Source organism: Candidatus Scalindua japonica, from assembly GCF_002443295.1.
In the GTDB taxonomy this organism is placed as follows: Bacteria; Planctomycetota; Brocadiia; order Brocadiales; family Scalinduaceae; genus Scalindua; species Scalindua japonica.
Window position 1 is genome coordinate 170,908 of record NZ_BAOS01000010.1, and the last position, 20,442, is coordinate 191,349.

Below are 20,442 nucleotides of genomic sequence, written 5' to 3' on the forward strand. Positions count from 1 at the left end.
TGAATATAATTTTATAACTTTTCAATAACCATAAACAGCCCAACCGCATCAACGTCCTTAGAATTGATAAATTTCTGATTTATATCATCAGGTGCCGTAAACTGATCATCAAATTGTATAGCAAACTTTAATACCCTATGTGGATATTGATTTAAAATATTCCGATAATCACAGACCCTTAATCTGTTTGTGTAAGAATCATCAGGGTGATTCTGAGTCTCCCACTCCTGATCAGACAGTCTTAAATAATCTAATGGCTTGTCAAAATCATAGTGGTTGCGCAAATCAATTTGATGTACCATGATGCCACCAGTTTTCAAAACACGGAACATATTCTTGAAGACAGTATCAACTTTACGTACATGCTCCAGACACGCATTAGAATAAATTAAATCGATTTCATTGGCCGCATACCCAGAATCTCCATTCTCGTTGACGAATGATTGAATGGTAGATGTTGATTTAGTAGGATAGAAAGTTGCCTCTATTCGAGTGTTATACTCCTGTTCGATATGCTTTCTGTAATACTCCATTACATAATCATATCTCAACACAAACCGCTTCCAGTCAAAACTGTCAACAACTCCAGTATTTTTAGCACCTTCAGCCAGAAAAAGGTAAGCAAGGCCAAACAGGTAGCCAGGTCCCAGTTCAAGCACATTTTTGTCTTTAAAATCATAATTTAAGAAACGAATGCTCTCTTTAAGGTTATTGAATGTTCGAAGTTTATGTTCAATTATGTTATGTAGCTTTTTCCTACTCAACCATCGCGGCAGATGGTTATTAATTAAGCATTGGCCTTTCAGTTTAATACTTATCGGCAATAATCGCTTCGCTAAATCCAGGACTCTCATTTTATATCCGTTTACAAGATAATGGTAGATTGGTTTTTTTTATAATCGGTAACTGATTCATTTATCCTTATATTTATAAACCCATGCTTATACTGCAGATATTGACACCTTTATGCCATTATCGTTTTTCGTTATTGATACTCCTCCAGTCATCAAACATCTGCGTTACGCCATCGTTGGTGTATATATCAGCCTTTTTTATGCTGCCCTTCATTACTAACCGATTCACAAATTGTATAAAATCATCATTACAGTTGAAAATCTTACTGTTTATGGTTCTTTTTGTATTATTCTCTGTTAAGGATTTCAGCATTTCTTCGGTTGCTGTTTTTTTCCTGCTACAGTGGGTATCAACCAGACGATACAAAGGGTATATCCCATAGAAATATTTATCCAGTTTATAAAGCATTCCTGAAACTTCATTTACTTTTTTGATATTCAGAGAGCCGTAAAAGTCAATAATGAATTCGGGAGCAAACTTTTTGATATCTGACAATACGTGCTTCCTCCAGCTGGGTATTGTCGCATCATTCAATAGTGGATCAGTCATTAATGCACATGCTAATTTCCCGCTCAATGCCGCCATCCGTTGAGCTAAGACGTAAAACTCGTGATTATATCCCCATTGTAATACGTAATCATTTTTCGCAGTATTTTGTTTTACATATTCGGCAATGCCTTCTTCTGCAATAAAGTTTAGTGTGTACTTTTGCTTAATAACCTGAGATGTTTTTATGTGAAATGTAAGCGCATCGTATTTGATATAATATCGAAATATCTGTAACAAAGCTGGTAACAACAGGAGAATAGAAATACCAGCAAAGATGACAAACCCTAAACCAGAAAACCCGAGCATCTGTCTGAAACCATATGCCGCAACAATTGAAGCAAAAGGCAGTAGTGAGTAGAAGTGTGACATATAGAATTTATTCTGATACCAGATACCTGCCAGAGATACAAAAGGCAGTACCGACATAAAGATAATGCTGGTGTTATGGTTGATGACTGAGAAGGTGATACCAACGACAAAATAGTATATTCCGCAAAGAAAGCAGGAAAATATGACAAAATACGCTTTCGCGTCAAATTTAAAAATATTACGTTCGGCAGGCATAGATTTCTTGTAACTGATAACGTTCTTTGGTTTATAATAATTAAAAAAATTATGAAAGGATCTGGTTTTTATGTAATAATAACAATTTGTAATTATTATTATTGAAGCGACACCAAGAAAAACAAATAGCAAGTCCCAAGCGTTTAGCCCCCAGCATAGAGAAATACCCAGGATTGCAAATGTTTCCAGAACATAAGACATTTTCAGACAAATTGTAACTAACCCTATGAGAAAGCCACTTATCAGAAGAAAGAATATACGGTTAAAAAAAAAGTTTTGTGAAAGGTCACCATGTGCAGACAGCAAGATGGCAGTTACGGCAAGGAGTAGTGGTAATAAAGCATATTGCTCGGCATGTAGTTGGAAAGTGTCCAGAAAAGGGCTGAGTGACATAATCCAGTAAAACGAAGCGGCAATGATTCCTATAAGAGGGGAACCGAGCAGACATGCTAAAGCGTATACTGCAAATCCAGTAAGTAAATTATAATGGGCGTAAAAGATTCTAAAACTCTTAATGGACCCTTTAAGAATAAGTATAATATTGACAAAAGCTCTTAATAAGAATTTTGGACAGAGAACATGATAGTCTCCGCTGTAACGGAGAGGTGCCAAAGAGTCGGCTCTCCATGGAGACAATTTATAGCCATTATTCATAAAGAAGGGAACATGGATGAAAAAACCACTATCCGGGTGCAGAGGTTGTTCTCTTGTTTTATAATGCAGAACAAACGTTACTATTGCTAGTATCGTTAATAATGGAATAATCACGATTTAATGAACCTTCCTGTTTTTAGATTAAATTTCTTTTTCCTGATCATTATTGGTTATTGATACGTCTCCAGTCATCAAACATCTCTGTGATACCACCTTCAGAATAGATATCTGCTTCTTTTAATCTATCCTTCATTACCAGGTTATTTACATATTTTATATAAACAGAATTACTGTCAAAAATCTTATTGTTTATGGTTCTCCTGGTATCATTCTCTGTTAAGGATTTCAGGATTTCTGTGGCTGTTGATCTTTTCCGGCTGGTGTGGGTATCAACCAGACGATAAAGAGGGTATATTCCGTAAACATTTTTCTCCAGTTTGTAGCGATGTCCTGAAACCTTATTTACTGTTTCTATCCTCAAGGAACCATCAAAATCTACAATGAACGCTGGAGTAAGTTTCTCTATATCCGACAATACATCCTTCTTCCAGTTGATATACATAGCATCATTCAGTTGTGGGTCAGTCATTAACGTAGAAGCTAAGTGACCCCTCAATGATGCCCTGCGTTGAGCCAGAACATAAAACTCATGATTATATCCCCATTGTAATACAAAATCATCCTTTGCTGAATTACGCTTAACATATTCGGCAATGCCTTCTTCTGCAATAAAGTTCAATGTGTGTTTTTGATTTATAACCTGGGATGTTTTTATGTGAAAAGTAAGTGCATCATATTTGAGATAATATTGGAATATCTGTAACAAAGCTGGTATCAAAAGCAGAAGAGAAATAACAACAAAGAAGACAAATCCTAAACCAGTAAACCCCAGCATTTGTTTCACACCATAAGCAGCAACAATTGAGGAAAAGGGTAGTAGAGAATAGAAGTGTGACATATAGAATTTATTTTGAAACCAGATACCAGCCATAGATACAAAAGGCAGTATAGATATAATAATAATGCTGGTGTTATGATTTATGACTGAGAGGATGATGCCAGCTAAAAAACAGCATATTCCGAAAAGGAAACAGGAAAAAATAATAAAATATGTTTTTACGTTGAATTTAAAGATATTATGCTCAGCTGGCATTGACTTCTTGTAGTAAAGGAACATTTTAGGAAAGTAGGTATAAACAAACAGATCAATAGATCTGGTTCTTATAAATGTATAAACAAGGATAAAAGAAACAAATAAAGCTATGCCGCAGATCATAAACAGTATACCCCAAACACCGAGACCCCTCGATAGAGAAAAGCAGCAGATTATAAAAGCCTCTACAGCATATGTTATTTTCAGGCACATGATAACCATTCCCAGCAACAAACCACTGACAAGAAGCAGCATAATACTTTGAACGGTAAAAATATGTGAAGCATTCAATGTGCCAGCCAATATTACCGCAATTAGTGCCAGAATCATTGGTAAGTACGCATATTGTTCGGCATGCAATTGAAATGAATCGTGGTATGGACTCAGTGACATAATCAGATAAATTGATGCAGCTATTAAACCCAGCAGCGGAGAACCAATCTGGCTTGCAAGCTTGTATATCGCAATTCCCGTCAGGAGATTATAAAACGCGTAGAAGATTCTAAAACTCTTGCTCTTCCCTCCAAGAAAAAAGATTATGCCGGCGAAAGAACGAAGTAGAAATTTACTGCCTAATATATTGTAGTCTCCAGTAACAATGGGAGGTGATGAAGATATTACCTTTGAAGGCGAAAAAAAATAACCGATTCTTTTGAAGAAAGGGATGTAGAGAAAATATCCGCTGTCAGGGTGGAGAGGGAGCTTTATTGTTCTCAGATGTAACGTAAATGCTGAAATTGACACAATTGCCAGTATCATTAAATTCATAGATTGTAAGGCCTTGTAATTAAATATGAAATAAATTTATCTGTCTGATAAGTTTAATCAGCAGTGATACTTCTCCATGACTTTTTCCGGTTTCTGAACATTACGCATAAAATGACGAAGTGGTGATATATCATGGCCAATCCAATCAACAGGATGAAGAAAAATGTTAAAATTTGCAGGTTTTTGAGGAATTTTATTTAAACAGTTTTCAACCGTATCTGGTCCCACAAACATTGATGTTCCCATGAAGACAAAATTACCAAAATCAACTGTTGCTGGTATGTAAAATTGTCCAACATAACCCCTGATACGTGAAAAGCCGGCTGATACTACTTTATCGACAAATCCAACTGCGTTGTAGGGAAATGCCATGCTTTTCAGTTCCAGACTATGGCGCAGGCGAACTCTTGCTGCACACTCCAGATCTCTATCTACTTCATGTTCCGATACTGAGAAATAGTTGATATGGTTCTGTGTGTGCCATCCTATTTCAATATCTGGGTCTGCCATTATTTCATCACAAACGGGTCCCATATAACGATCCTCAAAAAGATCACCTACTACGAACCAGGTACTTTTGATCCCTGATTCCTTGAATATTGAATGAATCTGCCTGGCACGATCTGCTGATTCTTTCTGAATTAACTGATGGTTACCAGTACTGCCTTCAGCTAACGAATAAGCCCCTTCCAAATCAACAGAGACAGTCAATTCTTTTACACAATTATCTACCCCTTGAATTATCTGGTTGTTCAGAACGAAAGTATTCTGATCAATATGTCTATCGTGTATAGAGCAATTTTCACCTATGTAACAAAAGTGCATGCCAGAAATCGTCAGGTTTTCTATAAATGCACCACTGTTCATCTGAAACCATGCAGGCTCACTGAGATTTAATTTCCCTTTTACCACTGCACTTTCATGTATAACGCTCCCAAGCGTTCTGGCTATATACCCTGGTCGCGGCATTAATCCCATAATGTAAGGATAAGGACGAAAACGGTCAAGGAACAGCTTTGTTGCTACTTTGAACTTTCGCAGATTCTGCATGTCTTTTGCCTTTCCATCTTTTTATCCAGCTTTTAAGACGAAGGGATGATACTTCTAACGGTTTCCCCTGAATAATATAAGAATATATCTCTTTTGGTCTGGCACCAAAGCGGCGTTTAAACTCATAGCTTCCATCCCAGGGAGAAGAGGGACCACAATTGACCCATCGTTTGTTACGTTGCAATGCCTCTTCAATCATCTGTACAAAGAGAACTGCAGGAAACCCTTCTATAAAAGATTCAGTCTTTGCTAATACAAAATAATTATGAATATGCGATGGCGTTACCATCAACAGGGATGATCCCATCAGTCTGTCTTCCAGATAAAAAGAACGCAAAATGATTTCTTCTCCGAGCAGATCAATCATAGAATGAAAGTAATCAATGGTAAATGGATAGCGAATTGACTTTCTTTTAACAAGTTCATCATAGCATTTGAAGAAAGTACTCACATTTCCTTCTTTTACGATAATATTCTTTTTCACTCCTTTTCTATACTTTCTCTTTATATTTTCTGATGTATTAACACTAATATACTCATCTACTGATTTAATTTCATGTAAATCAATAACCATTTCGTAATTAACATCTCTGGCAAGTGGAAGAGCGTTGTAAGAATTAAGGTAGATTCGGTCGTCACCAAAGTGTTTGCAAAAAAGATCGGTATGGTAAGAACTACTGCTGCCACCTGGAGCATTGGCAGGTCCTGCCCATATAATGTTATCTTTTCGTATACCGGCAAACAGATCGTAGATTTTTCTTCCATCAACCAGTGCGGCAGTAATTCTCTCACCAGAGTGCCACCTGGCTTGAAAGTTTAACCAGTTATAACTAAAAGAATAGCCATGCATTTCAGGTTTGTCCTTTCTGACATTCTCCCAAGCCAAACGATCATTTATCCTGACTAATTCCATAATTGTCTCAAAAGTCTCCTGCTATATTTAGTCTGTGCTGCAAGAAATCTAACTCCTTTTGGTCCACGTCTTACCAGTGCGTTGAGCTTCCTCCATTGAGTGTTCATCTGGATTCTGGTCCGTAATCCATGCTCCAGCGTGCAGGCATCTTCAAAAGAAATAGCATCATAATTCCACTCCGGTTTTAACGATTCTTCTTTTTCTAAAAAGGTATTCTTGTAAATGTGTTTTTCTATCCACGTGATATGTGACGGTTGAACTTCAGAGTGCATTTTACCTGTTTCAACAAGATGTCTATGGTAATCAGTATTCGGAAAGGGTATTACAAGATCGAAAGTAGAGTTATAACTTTTAATTTCGTTCTGAAGGAATTCAAATGTTTCCATTACGGACTGGATATTTGCATCTTTAAGCCCTACAAGAGTATATGTACGAGCTAAAATGTTGTGCTTTCTGAAAAGTCTGGCAGCCGTTCTTATCTGTTCCAGAGTGATTTCTTTTTTATTTGAGTCTAAGACTTTCTGATTGGCGCACTCTACTCCATAGCCTGTATAGATACAACCCGCTTGTGACATGAGTGAAACGAGTTCCTCGTTTAGATTAGAAACACGGGTATTGGTTTCCCAGATTATATCCAGTTTTTCCCTTATAATCGCACGCAGTAATTCTTTCGCAAAATACATATCTGATGCTAATTCATTATCGAAAATCCGAATAAACCTCATTCCATAAGATCGTAATCTCTTTAATTCTTCTACTATTGAGGAAACAGAACGGGAATTCCATGACCGTTCTGATAATTTTCCAAAATGGCAGAAAATGCAGTGATGATTACATCCATCGGTAGCTAATAACTGCTGGTGGTTATAGAGATGCATAGGCATTAAGTCATATGCCGGTAGTGGGATATCTTTACTTAATATATTATTACCGGTTACCTTTGAAAACCAGTCACCGAAGAATACTCTGACATGAGGCGCTCTTTCCATAACCCACTTTTCAAATGGTTCATTGATCAGATATATGAGTTCGGAATCCCATCCTATATTAAAGGAAGTAGATTTGCGGAAACTAACAGGATTTACTGTTGCAATAATAATTTCAGGAGAGAAGGCTCTTATTCTTTCTATCACCTGAGTGGAAGAAAGATCCGATGCCATCGCGTCAAGGAAAAGAACTTCGTCTCCACGTTTTTTCATCAATGAGCTCAGGACTCCCAATGACCAGGGAAACACCTTGTCACCATGGGAACTGAAATTAGTGGTTCCATTAATTTCGACAACACTTCCATCATTTGGTTTCAGGATTAATGTTTTCATAATAAAAATGCTTATTTTAGTCAGGAAAATACTTCCCGCGATTTATAACGATTAATTCTGTGAAATAACTTCTCTGTTTGCTTCTCTATCTCCTCTATACTTTCAGAAGAAGGTTTCCGGAATCGGCTGCATGCAATTACATTTTCTTCAAGATGTTTTATGTTCTCCACACCCACTACAACGGTATCTACATCCTGTGAAAGAGCATAATGAAGGAGTTGAACTCTGGTGATATCAGGAGCTAATTCTGGTAATCGTCCGCTGGCAAAAACCTGCATTCCCATCACTCCAGTCTTCTTTTCCCTTGCAAGGGGAATAATATCTTTAATGTAACTATTCTCATGAACATCTGCCGGGTTAACAGGTATTAATACCGTGTCAAGGACTCCTTCACGTAAGGCTTTGGCCAGATATTGTGGAGAGGCATCACTGCTGGCACCAATAAAATTTATTACCCCTTCATCTTTGAGTCTGATAAGTGCCTTTATACCGGGATAATTTCCTTGAAACAATTGATGAAAATCACTTTCTGTATCCAGACAATGAATTTGCATTATATCGATTACATCAGTACGTAACTGATTAAGTGATTTTTCGATAGACCGCAAAATATTATCATAATCCCTGGACCTTGTTTTTGAAGCCAAAACGAATTCATGCCGTCGATGAGAAATATACTTTCCTATGTATTGTTGACTTTTACCATAATTAGGTGACGTGTCTATGTAACTGACACCTAAATCGAGCGCGTGATTCAGGATCTTATCAGCCCTTTTGTTCCAATAATAGTACTCTAGTACTCCCTGGCCTCCTAACGAAAAAATCGGGACTTCAAGATTTGTTTTTCCTAATCTTCTCTTCTGCATTACAGCACGATTTTGCATCTGGATAGAATTATTCGTGCATTTGTCTAAAACAAATCCTGTGATTGCCCCTTTAACTGCTTTTTTTAGATTGTAAAAACGATTATCTGATATAATAATTTCCATAGTAATATGATGAGAGTTAGTTAAGAAAATGTAGATATCGTTTTCTCAAATGATTTTGTGAAAGCCTTGAAAGAAAAATGTTCATTATAATAAGATTTGGCATTCCTTGAAACGGTCTTCAAAACATCAGGATTAGCCATAAGGTATTTAATTTTGTCTTTAATGGATTGACTACTTGCTTTTTCAACAAAGAAACCATTAATCCCGTCTTTGATGTGATCTGCTTGTCCACCTACTTTTGTCGATATTACAGGCAAACCCGAATACATGGCTTCTATTACCGTCATGCTCAAGCCTTCAGTTAAGGATGGAAAGACAAGAACGTTTGCTGACTTAAAATAATTCAGCATGATCTCACGAGACTGATGCCCACAAAGGATTATATTGTCTTCAAGGTTCAGTTCCTTTATCAGCTCTTTATATTCCGATGCAAGAGGTCCATCCCCAAAAATATATAGGTTGCACCTTTCCAGCCCCTGCATGGCTTTTATTATATGCCCAATCCCCTTGGTTTCTATGCCATTAATACGAACCAGTCTTCCTACAGCAACAATGTTAAAGAATCCATAATTTAAAGATACTGATTTAGTTTCAGGAATAAGATTTTCATCGAGTATGTTGGGCCATAGAATTATCTTTCTTTTCCATCTTAGAAGTAACTTTTCTTTAAACTCTGTGTTAGTGGTGGTAACAATATTATTTTTCTTTAACGCATAAAGAGTTTCTAGCTTTCGAAAAGTTGTTACCACTTCATCAACATCAGATCCCTGAGCATTCGTTATAGATTTTATTCCGAGTAAGCTTCCCATAAAAGCTGAGATAGTGCCGTAATCCAACATCATGCCTACAATGATATCCGGTTTAGTGTACCTTAGATGTAAAAGAATACGCAAATAACCAACAGTTGCCATATGTATAATTCCCAGAATGCGTGACCCGAGTATTCTATAGCGCAGAATTCTGAAAAATTTGACACCATGGTAAACTTCGCATGCCGGATCTTCAGGTGACAGCAGGCACGTGAGCACAGAAGTTTCATACCCTGCCTGTGCGAGTGCCGCTGCGTAGGAAAGTGTGCAGTTGCCAACACCGTTAGAAACCGGATGAGTAATACCAAAGATAAAAGTTACTTTTTTTCTATACATGCCATGGCTTTCTTAATAATACAAGTTGCGTTTTCCAGTCCCCAGTTCATTGCGTCTTCCATGTTTGAATACTGCCATAATCCATTACGACCGGTCGTTTTGATCTGTAAAGGAGCTAAACAATTATTCACTTTCTTTATATCTTCATCGTATTTGTCGTGATAAATCGGATATCCGTATTGAAAGAATTTAATGTTAACATCCAAAACATGATCTTTGTCACATATACCAAGATTTACCAGATCATCTAAACAATTTTCTTCTAATTCCTGTGGATATGAAGGTCCTGGAGGAAGAATGCATTCCAGGCATATTCCGCTTTCGCCATCAGGAACATTATCAGGAGAAAAGTTTTCTGAAAAAGATAATCTCTGGAAGGCTATAGAAGGGTACGGATAATAAATCCAATGTACTCCATCCTTAGACAATGCTGAACGGTGTGAAACTCTCACCATAATTATAACGACGGAAGAGTATTGCAGATTATGGGTTATAGATTCTGTGACTTCCAATTGAGGTGTTAAAATATCCAGTAATACAGGTAAAGGAATTGTTGAGATAAGATTATCATATTGTACTTCATCTCCATCTTCGAAGGTAATTGTTCTAGATATAGTGTTAATATTAATAGCATTTTTATTATATTGGATGTTCAGGTTTTCAGCGAAGATGTCACACATCTTTCCGGCCCCACCAGTTTTTGGGTATAAAAAGTATTGATTTGGATGGAACTGGTTATCGTTATTTTGAAAGGCACCGGAGATAATTTCTTTAATATCAGGTTGTGGAAAGAAACGTTCCGGCCATTTTGTTGATACATTTTCTAGATCCATTTGCATAAGTTTTTCATTATGAGGTATCAGGAAATCATAAGAGATAACTTCTCCATATGTACTTATCAACCATTCCTTAAAATTAAAACATTTACTATGCTGCTGCCGTTGCGCTTCAAAAAGACTATAAAGAGATTCTATCCTTCTTTCCAAGGGTAATCCGTGTAGATTTGCCTGATAGGGATAATTAACGAGATTCCCATCTAAATCTATTTTAACAGTTTTTTCCTGGCTGGTATGTTCACCATTTAAAAGAGATAAGAATAGATGGCGAATATGTTCTTTCTGAAAATAAAAAATATGAACACCCATATCAAAAAGTGTTTTTTCCACATATAATGATGAACTAAGCCCACCATATGAATTAGATTTTTCGAAAATTTCGTATGTGCGGTCAGCTTCGTTAAGCGAATAAGCTGTTGTAAGGCCTGTGAGACCTGCCCCGAGAATAATATTTTTTGTTTTCATAATCTTTTCACGTAAAATCGATTAGTCACTTACTTGATACAAATTCAGTTTAAAATTGTGACTAGGATAAAATCCCTTTAGACAGCCTCATATGTATTCTTTTAGCTAATGAAACATACTGGAATGGCAATAACTCCATTAGCAATGTTTTTGTATATGTTAAGGGTTTACACATCTTCCATTCCTGGCAATTCCTGCAGAATCTGGTATATATTTTATTTCTTAAATTATCCCGTAAGATCTTAAAATTATCAGATATCCATACTTCGTATAGGCTTTGTTCATTCAAATTACCTAAAGGGATATCACCATCAATATCATTCATGCAGAATGTGACAATACCGTTCCAGCAAATAAACATCGATGTCCATGGGTATGAACAGTGAGTAGTCTGGTCGCCATGGTTTTCCAAACTAAGGTTTTGATAAGAATTTCTTAACTGCCCCAGGCTTGCCATTGGGCTTATTCTCACCACATCAAAGATATTATTCCACTTTTTCTTGAACGCCTTTGCTTCGTGAACGTTAGTCTTCATGAGTATTATCTGTGCAACGGTAACCGGGCCTTTTTTCTTCAATTGTTTCTTAGAAGCAAAATATTGAGCAATATTATTATGAATAACATGGAAATCTGATCCGATACGAATTTTCTGGTAAGTAGACTCAGAAGCGGCATCTATTGAGAAAATCAGTGTGTCCAGTTTAGATGTTAGAATTTTTTCAATAATTGCATTATTCAGGCTTGTAATATTCGTATTTCCAATAACCTCCCTTACTCCTTTATTTTTTGCATATTCTATCATCTCAAAAATATCTGGATGTGAGAATGGCTCTCCCCATCCACTAAGATCAAGTGTTAATACTTTATTCCCTACTTCATCCATAATTTTCTTGAAAAGATTTAAGTCCATATAGTTTACTTCCCTTTTCATCAAGGGTCGATTACAGTGAATGCAGGACAAATTGCATGCGTTGGTAGCCTCAAGGAATATATATTTCGGAAAGCGGATTCTCCCGGCAGCAACACCTTTCCTATAATTACGAACCAGGTTTGTCTCTCTAAGTGTTCTATCTAACATATTTATTTTTTTACCCTGTGAAAAATTCAGCATATGATACTCTGTTTTTTGCTACCTTCCATAAGACATTCATAATATTCAAAGCCCAGAATTGATTTAGAATAAAAATGTGGAATAACAGGTGGGTATCCCCAAAGCTTCATCCATAGGTTTAAGATTGAAGATATCCATTTAACCAGCGGTTTGAATGTATAACTTGAGGCAATGACTAATAATTTTGCATGACCTGTTAACTGTCTAATATAAGGGTCATCTTTGCTGGCGTAAATAAGATGACTTAACCACAATGAAAATGTATTCTGAAAATTTAATTTTTTGAAATTGCATTTTGTAAATAGTCTGCTCCATTCAAGACAACTGTAAACTCTTTCATTTTCAAATGGTGAATCATTCATATTTCGTAGTGTTGTGAAACTAGAAACAAAAGTGCCTTTACATGGTTCCAATAAGATTATCCTGCCATTGGATTTCAGGCATCCCCAAATACTTCTTAACGTTTTCTTGATGTTAAAGGAGTGATGCAGACTATGTTTGGATACAACCGTATCAATATTTTCATTTCTAAATGGGAGGTAATTAAAATCCGCAATACAGAAATATTGGTTTTTTTTTCTGTTTTTTGACCAACTGGATAAATGATTTTTATCTTTATCAACAAGAATCAACATCTTATATTTTCCTTTGTCGACAGAAAAAATACTTTCTTTTCCGCATCCGATTTCCAAAACTTTCTTGCCTATACATAATGTATTGACATATTTTTGTAAATATATTGAAACAGGATCCATAACAATTTTATTTATCTGAGTATTTATAGCGTACAAACATTATTATTATTACTTTCCAGAAGAATTGCTTCTTCCCCTGGAGAGTTAACACTCTCAATAACATCCATCAGTATGTTATCAAGATGTTTTTCTGGCATCCACCCTGTAGCCGACTGTATTTTGGAAATGTCTGGTACACGTTGATGCATGTCCTCAAATCCCGAATTATAAGCCTGTTCATACGGGATGAACTTTATCTGTTCACTGTTTTCCATAGATTCAGTGTCTCTGGTTGTATATGATGTTCTGTGCTTGTTTATTGCCGCAAGGGTTCTGTGTGCCAGATTACTTATTGTGATCTCTTCCGTGGATCCTATATTAAATACACCGCCGATTGCCTCCGGGCACATGGTAAGTTGCAGAATTGCATTAACGGCATCATGTATATGCATAAAACATCGTGACTGTTTACCATTACCATAAACAGTTAGAGATTTACCTTGCAGAGCCTGTTGCACAAACCGCGGGATTACCATACCATAACGACCTGTCTGGCGTGGACCGACGGTATTGAACAATCTGAAAATAACAACTGGCAGGCCTTTTTCCTTGTAGTATGCCAGCGCCAGAAATTCATCAAGCATCTTAGAGGTGGCATAGGACCATCTACTACGGGTTGTGGCTCCAAGGACTACATCATCTTCTTCATTGAAAGGAATGCCGTTCCCTTTACCGTAAACTTCAGAAGTTGAAGCTAAAAGAACTTTAACACGATAACGTTGCGCTGCTTTTAGTATGGACTCTGTACCTAATACATTAGTTTCTATAGTGTGTACCGGTTTTTCCACAATAAGTTTAACACCCACCGCAGCGGCAAGATGGAAAATTACATCGCATTCGCTTACTAATCTATCTACTACAACATTGTTCGTGATGGAATCAATAGCAAAATTGAAGTCAGGTCGTTCTGTTAAGTGGGCAATATTTTCGAAAGATCCTGTTGAAAGATCATCTATAATTGTTACCTGGTAACCATACTCTAGTAGCCGTTCAGCCAAATGACTTCCGACAAATCCGGAACCACCGGTTACTAAAGCACGTAATTTGGAACTGGTTTTTTTATTTGAAATCATTTTTTCCTTTCTACAAAAACATATGAGTTAACGGTAACAAATTATTACCTTTTATATTAATAAAGTTGTTTAATTTTCTTGTAATAGTTCTTTCTCATTGAGTCTGGCAGATAGAATCATAGGCTCTGGCATTTTCTGCCCACGAAAATCTTTTGGCTGTCGCTCTGCTGTTTAATTCCATTTTTTTTCTCAAATCATCATCTGTTATCAATTGTTTCAACGCGTTTGATAACGATTCCTTATTATTAACAGGAACAATCAGGGCATTTTCCTCATTAATCAAGAAATTGTCTCCCGCCAGGTTTGAAGCTACTACAGGCAGCCCAGATGCCATTGCCTCTAAGAGTGCATTAGACATTCCTTCGTCAAGAGAAGTAAGTACGAAGATATCAGCCGTGTTGTATCTTATTGATATCTGCTTCCTTGAAATCCACCCTGTGAAACATACAGCATTTTGCAGGTGCAAATTCCTTGATAGTTTTTCTAGCATTCTCCTGGATGGCCCGTCACCAAGTATATCGAGGGTAAATTTCCCCTGTAAACCATTCTGATTCAGTATATAACACGCCTTCAGCAGATTACTCAGACCTTTCTGCACTGAAAGCCTTCCAACAGTCAGTATTCTTATTTTTGAAATTTCAGTATGTTTTCCGCATATTGGTTTATATTTATCAGTATCAACACCATTAGGAATAACTGATATTGTTTTATAAGGTTCAGTTTGTTTTGCCAGTTCATATAATCTGTAAGAATTTGCAATAACGTGTTCTGCCTCTTTCCAGACACTCTTAATAACAGGCTTGGTCAACAAGTGATAAAACCTGAGTTTTTGGACAAAAAATCCAGGAACATCTCCACCTCTTAATGAGATAACATATGGCAAACTGAATCTCTTCTTCATCCAGTAGGCTATTATTCCTGAGGGAATTCCAAAGAAAGCTACTACTTTCTCGGGTTTAAAATTATTAATGATGGTTTTACAGAAAAAAAGGCCACTTATTACAAAGGTGATCATTTCCAATACTGAACATCTGTCAATTTTCCTTCTGATCACAGGTGTGCGGAAAATACGAAAACCATCGTATGATTCCTCCCTCGGAAGGTTATGAAATGCAGATGTCAAAACAGCTATTTCATGACCCATCTGAGAAAGATGCCTTGCCAGATAATACGAAGCGTTACCGGCACCGCCACCTAAAGGAGGAAATTCATAGTTTATAATCAGGATTTTCATGAAAATATTTTATTAAACTTTATCCATAGTATATTTCAGGACCGTATCTACTGATAAATTTATTAAACATTTCAGTATTTGATTCTTTATAGTAATTTAATATATCTTCTCTTTCGCAAACTGTTAAATATTCGTTTGGTTTATCAATTGGCCTGGGGAATTTATCTTCTAGAAAGAATCTGAGTAATTCCTTTTCTTCATTGTTGAGTATGGGATGACATCTTTTTACTATTTCTAATCCTTTCTCAGAAAGACCAGGCCGCGCGTATGGCAGTTTAATGTTTTTGGTAGTTATGTTTACATTTATAGACTCAAAAAAATGTTTTATTACCTTCGTATTGTCTTTCGCTAACTCTTCATACGGGATTACGGTCATATTCTCATACCCGAACAATTGTTCATATTTTTCTAATAATGTGTACCAGTTAAAAGCGTACCTATCAATTCTGTTCAAGTATTCATGGAAGCTATGCTGATAAAGTCCGACTTTTAAACCATGGACATAAAATGATTCTAAAAAGGTATCCTGCCTTCTGACAAAAACACATATTTTGACGTTGAAATCGCGAAAAATGTACTTAATAACATTGGCTAATAATCCTGAATCCTTATATCCGGTGCGAGTCGTGCCGGAAAGTTCTTCATTGCTAATGATTATAGTTCTTTCGTGTAGATTATTATATTTCATAGAAATTTCATTGAGTATCGCGTCTAAATCTGATTCAGATCCATGTACTTTGCGATAAATTTCATTCACTAAACCAACGCTCTTCGTTTCATAAAAAGCAGAAGCATCTTCCTTTAATAAATTCATAATACTGAAAAGGAACCATTGAATTGCTGTTGTACCGGTTTTGTGTAAACCTATATGTAAATAAACAGTCTTCATTGATATAAATTTCTACTATATGAAATAAGTTAATGTATAAAATAATTATCCTGATGCTGAAAAAAACTATTGAAAACATTTAACACGCTTATGGAAGAAGAGAGTTGTTTTCAAGAGTAGTAATTTCTAATCCATATATATTTCTAATATGCAGACTTGCGTTAGACCTTTGTGCGTGATAAGCCTTGTTATTTATGGATATAATTTCAGGTTCAGAGGCCGAGACCTTATCTGACCATTTTGTACAATTATGACACTCATTTATCATATTATAGAGTCCTCTTTCCTGTGACTCAAATATATGTATTCTGTTTTCTGATAGCATAATCTCTTCAAATGATTGATCCTCTAAATTTCCTGCCACGTAATCACCGCATTGACATCCTTTTACTTTGCCATCATCTTCAATCATGAAGTATCCAGACAACCGATTGCAGAAAGTGCGGTTCAGCGGTGTATCTGAGGTATTATGTTGAGGATTGTGAGGATCGTTATATTTCTGTATCCACACAACATCTACACGCGGTGCCCAATATTCACAGAATTTGTTCAGATCTTTATTGTTTTGTGGTGTGTTGCAGAATGAAACGACAAATACCGGACGTTTTTTTCTACCCTTGTAACGAGACATAAATTGTTCTAAATTTTCTACTACTCTTTCGAATTGCCCATTTTGACGGATTTTTCCGTAAATCTCCGGTGTTGCCGCATCAAGACTGATATGCAGTTCGTTCAAGTCCGCATTAAACAATGCATCTGCCCGTTTCCCATTAAGCAAAGCCCCATTAGTGGTCAGTTTAACAGGAAAGCCATTATTCGTTATATGATTAATGATATGAGAGAACTCCGGGTGCAGAAGCGGTTCACCGTTACCTTGAGGATGAATAAGTATTTTATCGCGTTGATATTTTAAGCCAAAAGTATTCTCTACCTTGCTTATTCCGTGAATAAATTTATCAAAATAACGTACAAAATTGTCATAAAGCATATATTTTCTTTTATTACCAATATCTTTCCATTCGTTTTCGGCTAAATGGCAATGTGTACATTTATAATTACAGAAATTAGTAGTGTGAAAGTAGACAGTATTCAGGTTAAAAAATCTTGAAGGGTTTTGGATCTTATTTTTAATAAGCTTTCCTCTTTCTATCATTACTTTACGATTAAATATTTTATGACACTGTGGTTTTAACCCAGAGTTAGTTTCATTTGAATTCGCAATGGATTTTTCAAGGGCAACGAGATTGTCTGAAGCATTATTATTTTCAGGATCTAGTTCGAGCGCCCTGCAGAAGGCATTAGTGGCCTCTGGTGTATTACCGGTTTGAAAATAAAGCACACCCAAATCGTTCCAGACAACAGGTGATTTTGGTTTTTCTTCATAACATTCTTCAAGCATGGTTATTGCTTCATGAATTTCATTATTCGCCACCATTTTCTCAACTAAATGGTATTCAGGATATGATAACGTATAATTTTCTTTGGTCATGCCTGTTGTGTTGCCTGGTAAGTTGTCAGCATTACATGTTTTATTCATATTCTGGATTTTACTTTAAAAATAATTTTCTGTATTTTGATAATTTATGATTTTACGGCTACTTACAGCATATCTTTGCATTGAGTATATCCATCTGAACAGAGTGAATGATAAGAAGATCTGTACGGGTAAGCTCCAGCTTATGAGAGCACTTTTCTGAATACTCTGATGAAAATTCTCAAATGGGATTCTCCTAATGGCAAGTATCATTCCGCTTTGCGACAGGATGTCCGGTAGAATCCCGAAGAGTCCGCCAGTCCAGAGAAGAATTTTATTCAGCGGCCTTCCACTTGTTGTAATGGAAAGAAACCTGATTAACAGGAGAGCAATTATTCCGTCTGTAATGATAATACCTATATTCTTTATACTTGTTAAACCGACATCCCAGTTTGGAATAGCATCCAGTGCAAAGTGGCTTGCGAAAGCAAGTGGTAATCCGCAGAGTAAAGAACCAATACCTCTGCTTATAGCGGCACCGAGTAAAACATGTGGAGTAATTAACAATTTATGAATTTCTCCTTCCACATCTCAAACATGAAAAGTGTCCAGATATACTTGCGATTATCTTTTCTCCCGCTAAAATGATCGTTAAGGAGGACAGTTATCGCGTCAGCATTAAAAAGACCCTCCTTTCTGATTCTGGAAGGGGAGAGTACCTCCAGCAGGTTCTGCTTTAATTCTTTTTTAAACCACTTTGCCAAGGGAACACCAAACCCTTTTTTCTTCCGGAAAAGTATTTCTTTTGGTAGTTTATTCTTCAGACTTCTTTTGAGGATGTATTTACGGGCCAAACCCCTTAATTTAAGTTTTGAGGGCAGATTGTTAACAAATTCCGCGAACTCAACATCAAGAAATGGTGAACGCGCTTCTAAAGATGTTGCCATACTGGCCCTGTCTATTTTTGTAAGAATATCATTAGCTAAATAGAAATGAGAATAACAGAAAATAATTTCGTCCAGAGAGTCTCTGAATTTCATGCCGTCAAGTGCTTGAGAAATGTCATCATAAGGGTTGGATCCATTAATGATATGATTTATATCCTCTGATAAAAAACCTTTTTGTTCTTCTTTTGTAAAAGAACCCAGCCATACCTGGTTTCTTATTGATGGTTTATATGAAATTCCTTTTAAGAATTGTTTCATTCTGAAATCAAGACTCATGTTATTTATAGACACCGGTATTCTAGGAATAATCTGTTTGGCAATAAAATTATGAAGAAAACCCGGGATTTTTTCATAATATCGAGAAATCACATGGGCCTGGAAAGAATCATATCCCGCAAATAATTCATCTCCACCATCACCACCCAGCGCCACTGTAACATGCTCACGTGTGAATTTAGAGAGAAGGTATGTTGGGATAATAGACGCGTCCGCGAATGGTTCATCTATAAAGTCCCACACCTCAGGAAGTATTTTAATCATTTTTTCCGGTGTCAGGATTTGTTCGTGATGGGTTGTTCCAAAAAGGCGGGATACCGATTTGGCATAATTTGATTCATCAAATGATTCTTCTTCAAACCCTATTGAAAATGTCTTGATCTGGTCAGTCGACATCAATTCTGACATTAATGCTACTATGCAGCTGGAATCAATACCGCCGCTTAGGAATACTCCAAGAGGGACATCACTTATCAATCGCCTTTCTACAGATCTTTTAAGCATATCTACCAATTGGTGTTCTATCTCAGGCAGGGAGAGGGAATGAATTGCTTCTGTTCCATTGAATTGTATTTGCCAGTATTGTTTTATCTGTACATTTCCGGCTTCCCATCTCAAAAAATGTCCAGGAAGAAGTTTCTTGACATCTTTAATAATTGAGTGTGGCGCGGGAATATACTCGTAAGAAAGGTATCTACTAAGACTGTGAATATCAATCTCTTTTTTTATGTATGGATATTTGGTCAATGATTTAAGCTCTGAAGAAAATGCAATATCGGTTGATGTGTGCCAGTAATAAAGAGGCTTTTGTCCGTAACGGTCCCTTACAAGATACAATACCTCTCTTTTAGCATCCCACAAACCTAATGCGAACATTCCATTTAATTTGTTAAATATTTCTTCTCCATATTGTTCATAACCGTGAATGATAACTTCTGTATCTGAATTTGAACGAAACACATGGCCATGAGGGATCAGATCATTTTTTAATTCTCTGTAATTATAAATTTCCCCATTATAAGAAATCCATACTGTTTCATTCTCATTGGCCATTGGCTGACGTCCGTTTTCTGAAACATCAATAATACTAAGCCTTCTATGTCCCAATCCAATCTTTACTTTCGAATGTCCAGTTTCAGAATCCGATTGTCCGTTCTGGTCAAGATTTCTGTTTATGTATATCCCTTGATCATCTGGTCCTCTATGTTTCAATGCATTGGTCATGTTTTCCAGAAAGTTCCGTTCTAAACGGTTTCCTTCTTTACAGATAATACCGGCAATTCCACACATTTATATAAAACCTCGTTTGCGTTAAGAGAAACAGCTAGTTAATAAAGCCCCTGAATCTTCTTGAATAGAAGACGGATGGGGAGTAAGCAATAAC

Annotated in this window: 17 protein-coding genes; all 17 read right to left on the bottom strand. The window is 36.4% G+C overall.

What is annotated here, in order from left to right:
* Nucleotides 1–11 precede the first annotated feature (11 nt).
* The gene (locus tag SCALIN_RS06710; RefSeq protein WP_096893662.1) at nt 12–854 is read right to left on the bottom strand and encodes a methyltransferase domain-containing protein; all 843 of its coding nucleotides are present in this window, start codon (nt 852–854) and stop codon (nt 12–14) included.
* Nucleotides 855–972: 118 nt separating this feature from the next.
* The gene (locus SCALIN_RS06715; RefSeq protein WP_096893663.1) at nt 973–2,736 is read right to left on the bottom strand and encodes a hypothetical protein; all 1,764 of its coding nucleotides are present in this window, start codon (nt 2,734–2,736) and stop codon (nt 973–975) included.
* A gap of 49 nt (nt 2,737–2,785) precedes the next feature.
* On the bottom strand, nt 2,786–4,543 hold the full coding sequence (locus SCALIN_RS06720; RefSeq protein WP_096893665.1) for a hypothetical protein: 1,758 nt from the start codon (nt 4,541–4,543) through the stop codon (nt 2,786–2,788).
* Between the two features lie 57 nt (nt 4,544–4,600).
* Nucleotides 4,601–5,593, bottom strand: a complete 993-nt coding sequence (locus tag SCALIN_RS06725) for a polysaccharide deacetylase family protein (protein ID WP_096893666.1) — start codon at nt 5,591–5,593, stop codon at nt 4,601–4,603.
* Nucleotides 5,547–6,506 carry a GNAT family N-acetyltransferase gene (locus SCALIN_RS06730; protein WP_096893667.1) on the bottom strand — a complete coding sequence of 320 codons (960 nt, stop codon included), beginning with the start codon at nt 6,504–6,506 and terminating at the stop codon, nt 5,547–5,549. The genes SCALIN_RS06725 and SCALIN_RS06730 overlap by 47 nt, the downstream gene beginning before the upstream one ends.
* Nucleotides 6,497–7,825 (bottom strand): B12-binding domain-containing radical SAM protein, encoded by a 1,329-nt coding sequence (locus SCALIN_RS06735; protein ID WP_096893669.1) that lies wholly within the window; start codon nt 7,823–7,825, stop codon nt 6,497–6,499. Before SCALIN_RS06735 ends, SCALIN_RS06730 begins: the two co-directional genes overlap by 10 nt.
* A 20-nt stretch (nt 7,826–7,845) precedes the next feature.
* The gene (locus SCALIN_RS06740) at nt 7,846–8,814 is read right to left on the bottom strand and encodes an aldo/keto reductase (protein ID WP_096893670.1); all 969 of its coding nucleotides are present in this window, start codon (nt 8,812–8,814) and stop codon (nt 7,846–7,848) included.
* Nucleotides 8,815–8,834: 20 nt separating this feature from the next.
* On the bottom strand, nt 8,835–9,959 hold the full coding sequence (locus SCALIN_RS06745) for a glycosyltransferase family 4 protein (protein ID WP_096893672.1): 1,125 nt from the start codon (nt 9,957–9,959) through the stop codon (nt 8,835–8,837).
* Nucleotides 9,941–11,260, bottom strand: a complete 1,320-nt coding sequence (locus SCALIN_RS06750) for a protoporphyrinogen/coproporphyrinogen oxidase (protein WP_096893673.1) — start codon at nt 11,258–11,260, stop codon at nt 9,941–9,943. The genes SCALIN_RS06745 and SCALIN_RS06750 overlap by 19 nt, the downstream gene beginning before the upstream one ends.
* A 61-nt stretch (nt 11,261–11,321) precedes the next feature.
* Complete coding sequence (locus SCALIN_RS06755; RefSeq protein WP_096893675.1) at nt 11,322–12,371, bottom strand: SPASM domain-containing protein; 1,050 nt, start codon at nt 12,369–12,371, stop codon at nt 11,322–11,324.
* Nucleotides 12,365–13,126 (bottom strand): class I SAM-dependent methyltransferase, encoded by a 762-nt coding sequence (locus SCALIN_RS23835; protein WP_133111731.1) that lies wholly within the window; start codon nt 13,124–13,126, stop codon nt 12,365–12,367. Before SCALIN_RS23835 ends, SCALIN_RS06755 begins: the two co-directional genes overlap by 7 nt.
* 23 nt (nt 13,127–13,149) lie before the next feature.
* On the bottom strand, nt 13,150–14,238 hold the full coding sequence (locus SCALIN_RS06765; protein WP_096893677.1) for an NAD-dependent epimerase/dehydratase family protein: 1,089 nt from the start codon (nt 14,236–14,238) through the stop codon (nt 13,150–13,152).
* A 94-nt stretch (nt 14,239–14,332) separates the two neighbouring features.
* A complete protein-coding gene (locus tag SCALIN_RS06770; protein ID WP_096893678.1) occupies nt 14,333–15,472 on the bottom strand; it encodes a glycosyltransferase family 4 protein in 1,140 nt (379 codons plus the stop codon).
* A gap of 19 nt (nt 15,473–15,491) precedes the next feature.
* Complete coding sequence (locus tag SCALIN_RS06775) at nt 15,492–16,361, bottom strand: sulfotransferase domain-containing protein (protein ID WP_096893680.1); 870 nt, start codon at nt 16,359–16,361, stop codon at nt 15,492–15,494.
* 88 nt (nt 16,362–16,449) lie between these two features.
* Nucleotides 16,450–17,898, bottom strand: coding sequence for a radical SAM protein (locus tag SCALIN_RS06780; RefSeq protein WP_096893681.1), 1,449 nt, complete (start codon nt 17,896–17,898; stop codon nt 16,450–16,452).
* A 15-nt stretch (nt 17,899–17,913) separates the two neighbouring features.
* Nucleotides 17,914–18,402 (bottom strand): hypothetical protein, encoded by a 489-nt coding sequence (locus tag SCALIN_RS06785; protein ID WP_096893683.1) that lies wholly within the window; start codon nt 18,400–18,402, stop codon nt 17,914–17,916.
* A complete protein-coding gene (asnB, locus tag SCALIN_RS06790; protein ID WP_096893685.1) occupies nt 18,396–20,348 on the bottom strand; it encodes an asparagine synthase (glutamine-hydrolyzing) in 1,953 nt (650 codons plus the stop codon). The genes SCALIN_RS06785 and asnB overlap by 7 nt, the downstream gene beginning before the upstream one ends.
* Nucleotides 20,349–20,442 lie beyond the last annotated feature (94 nt).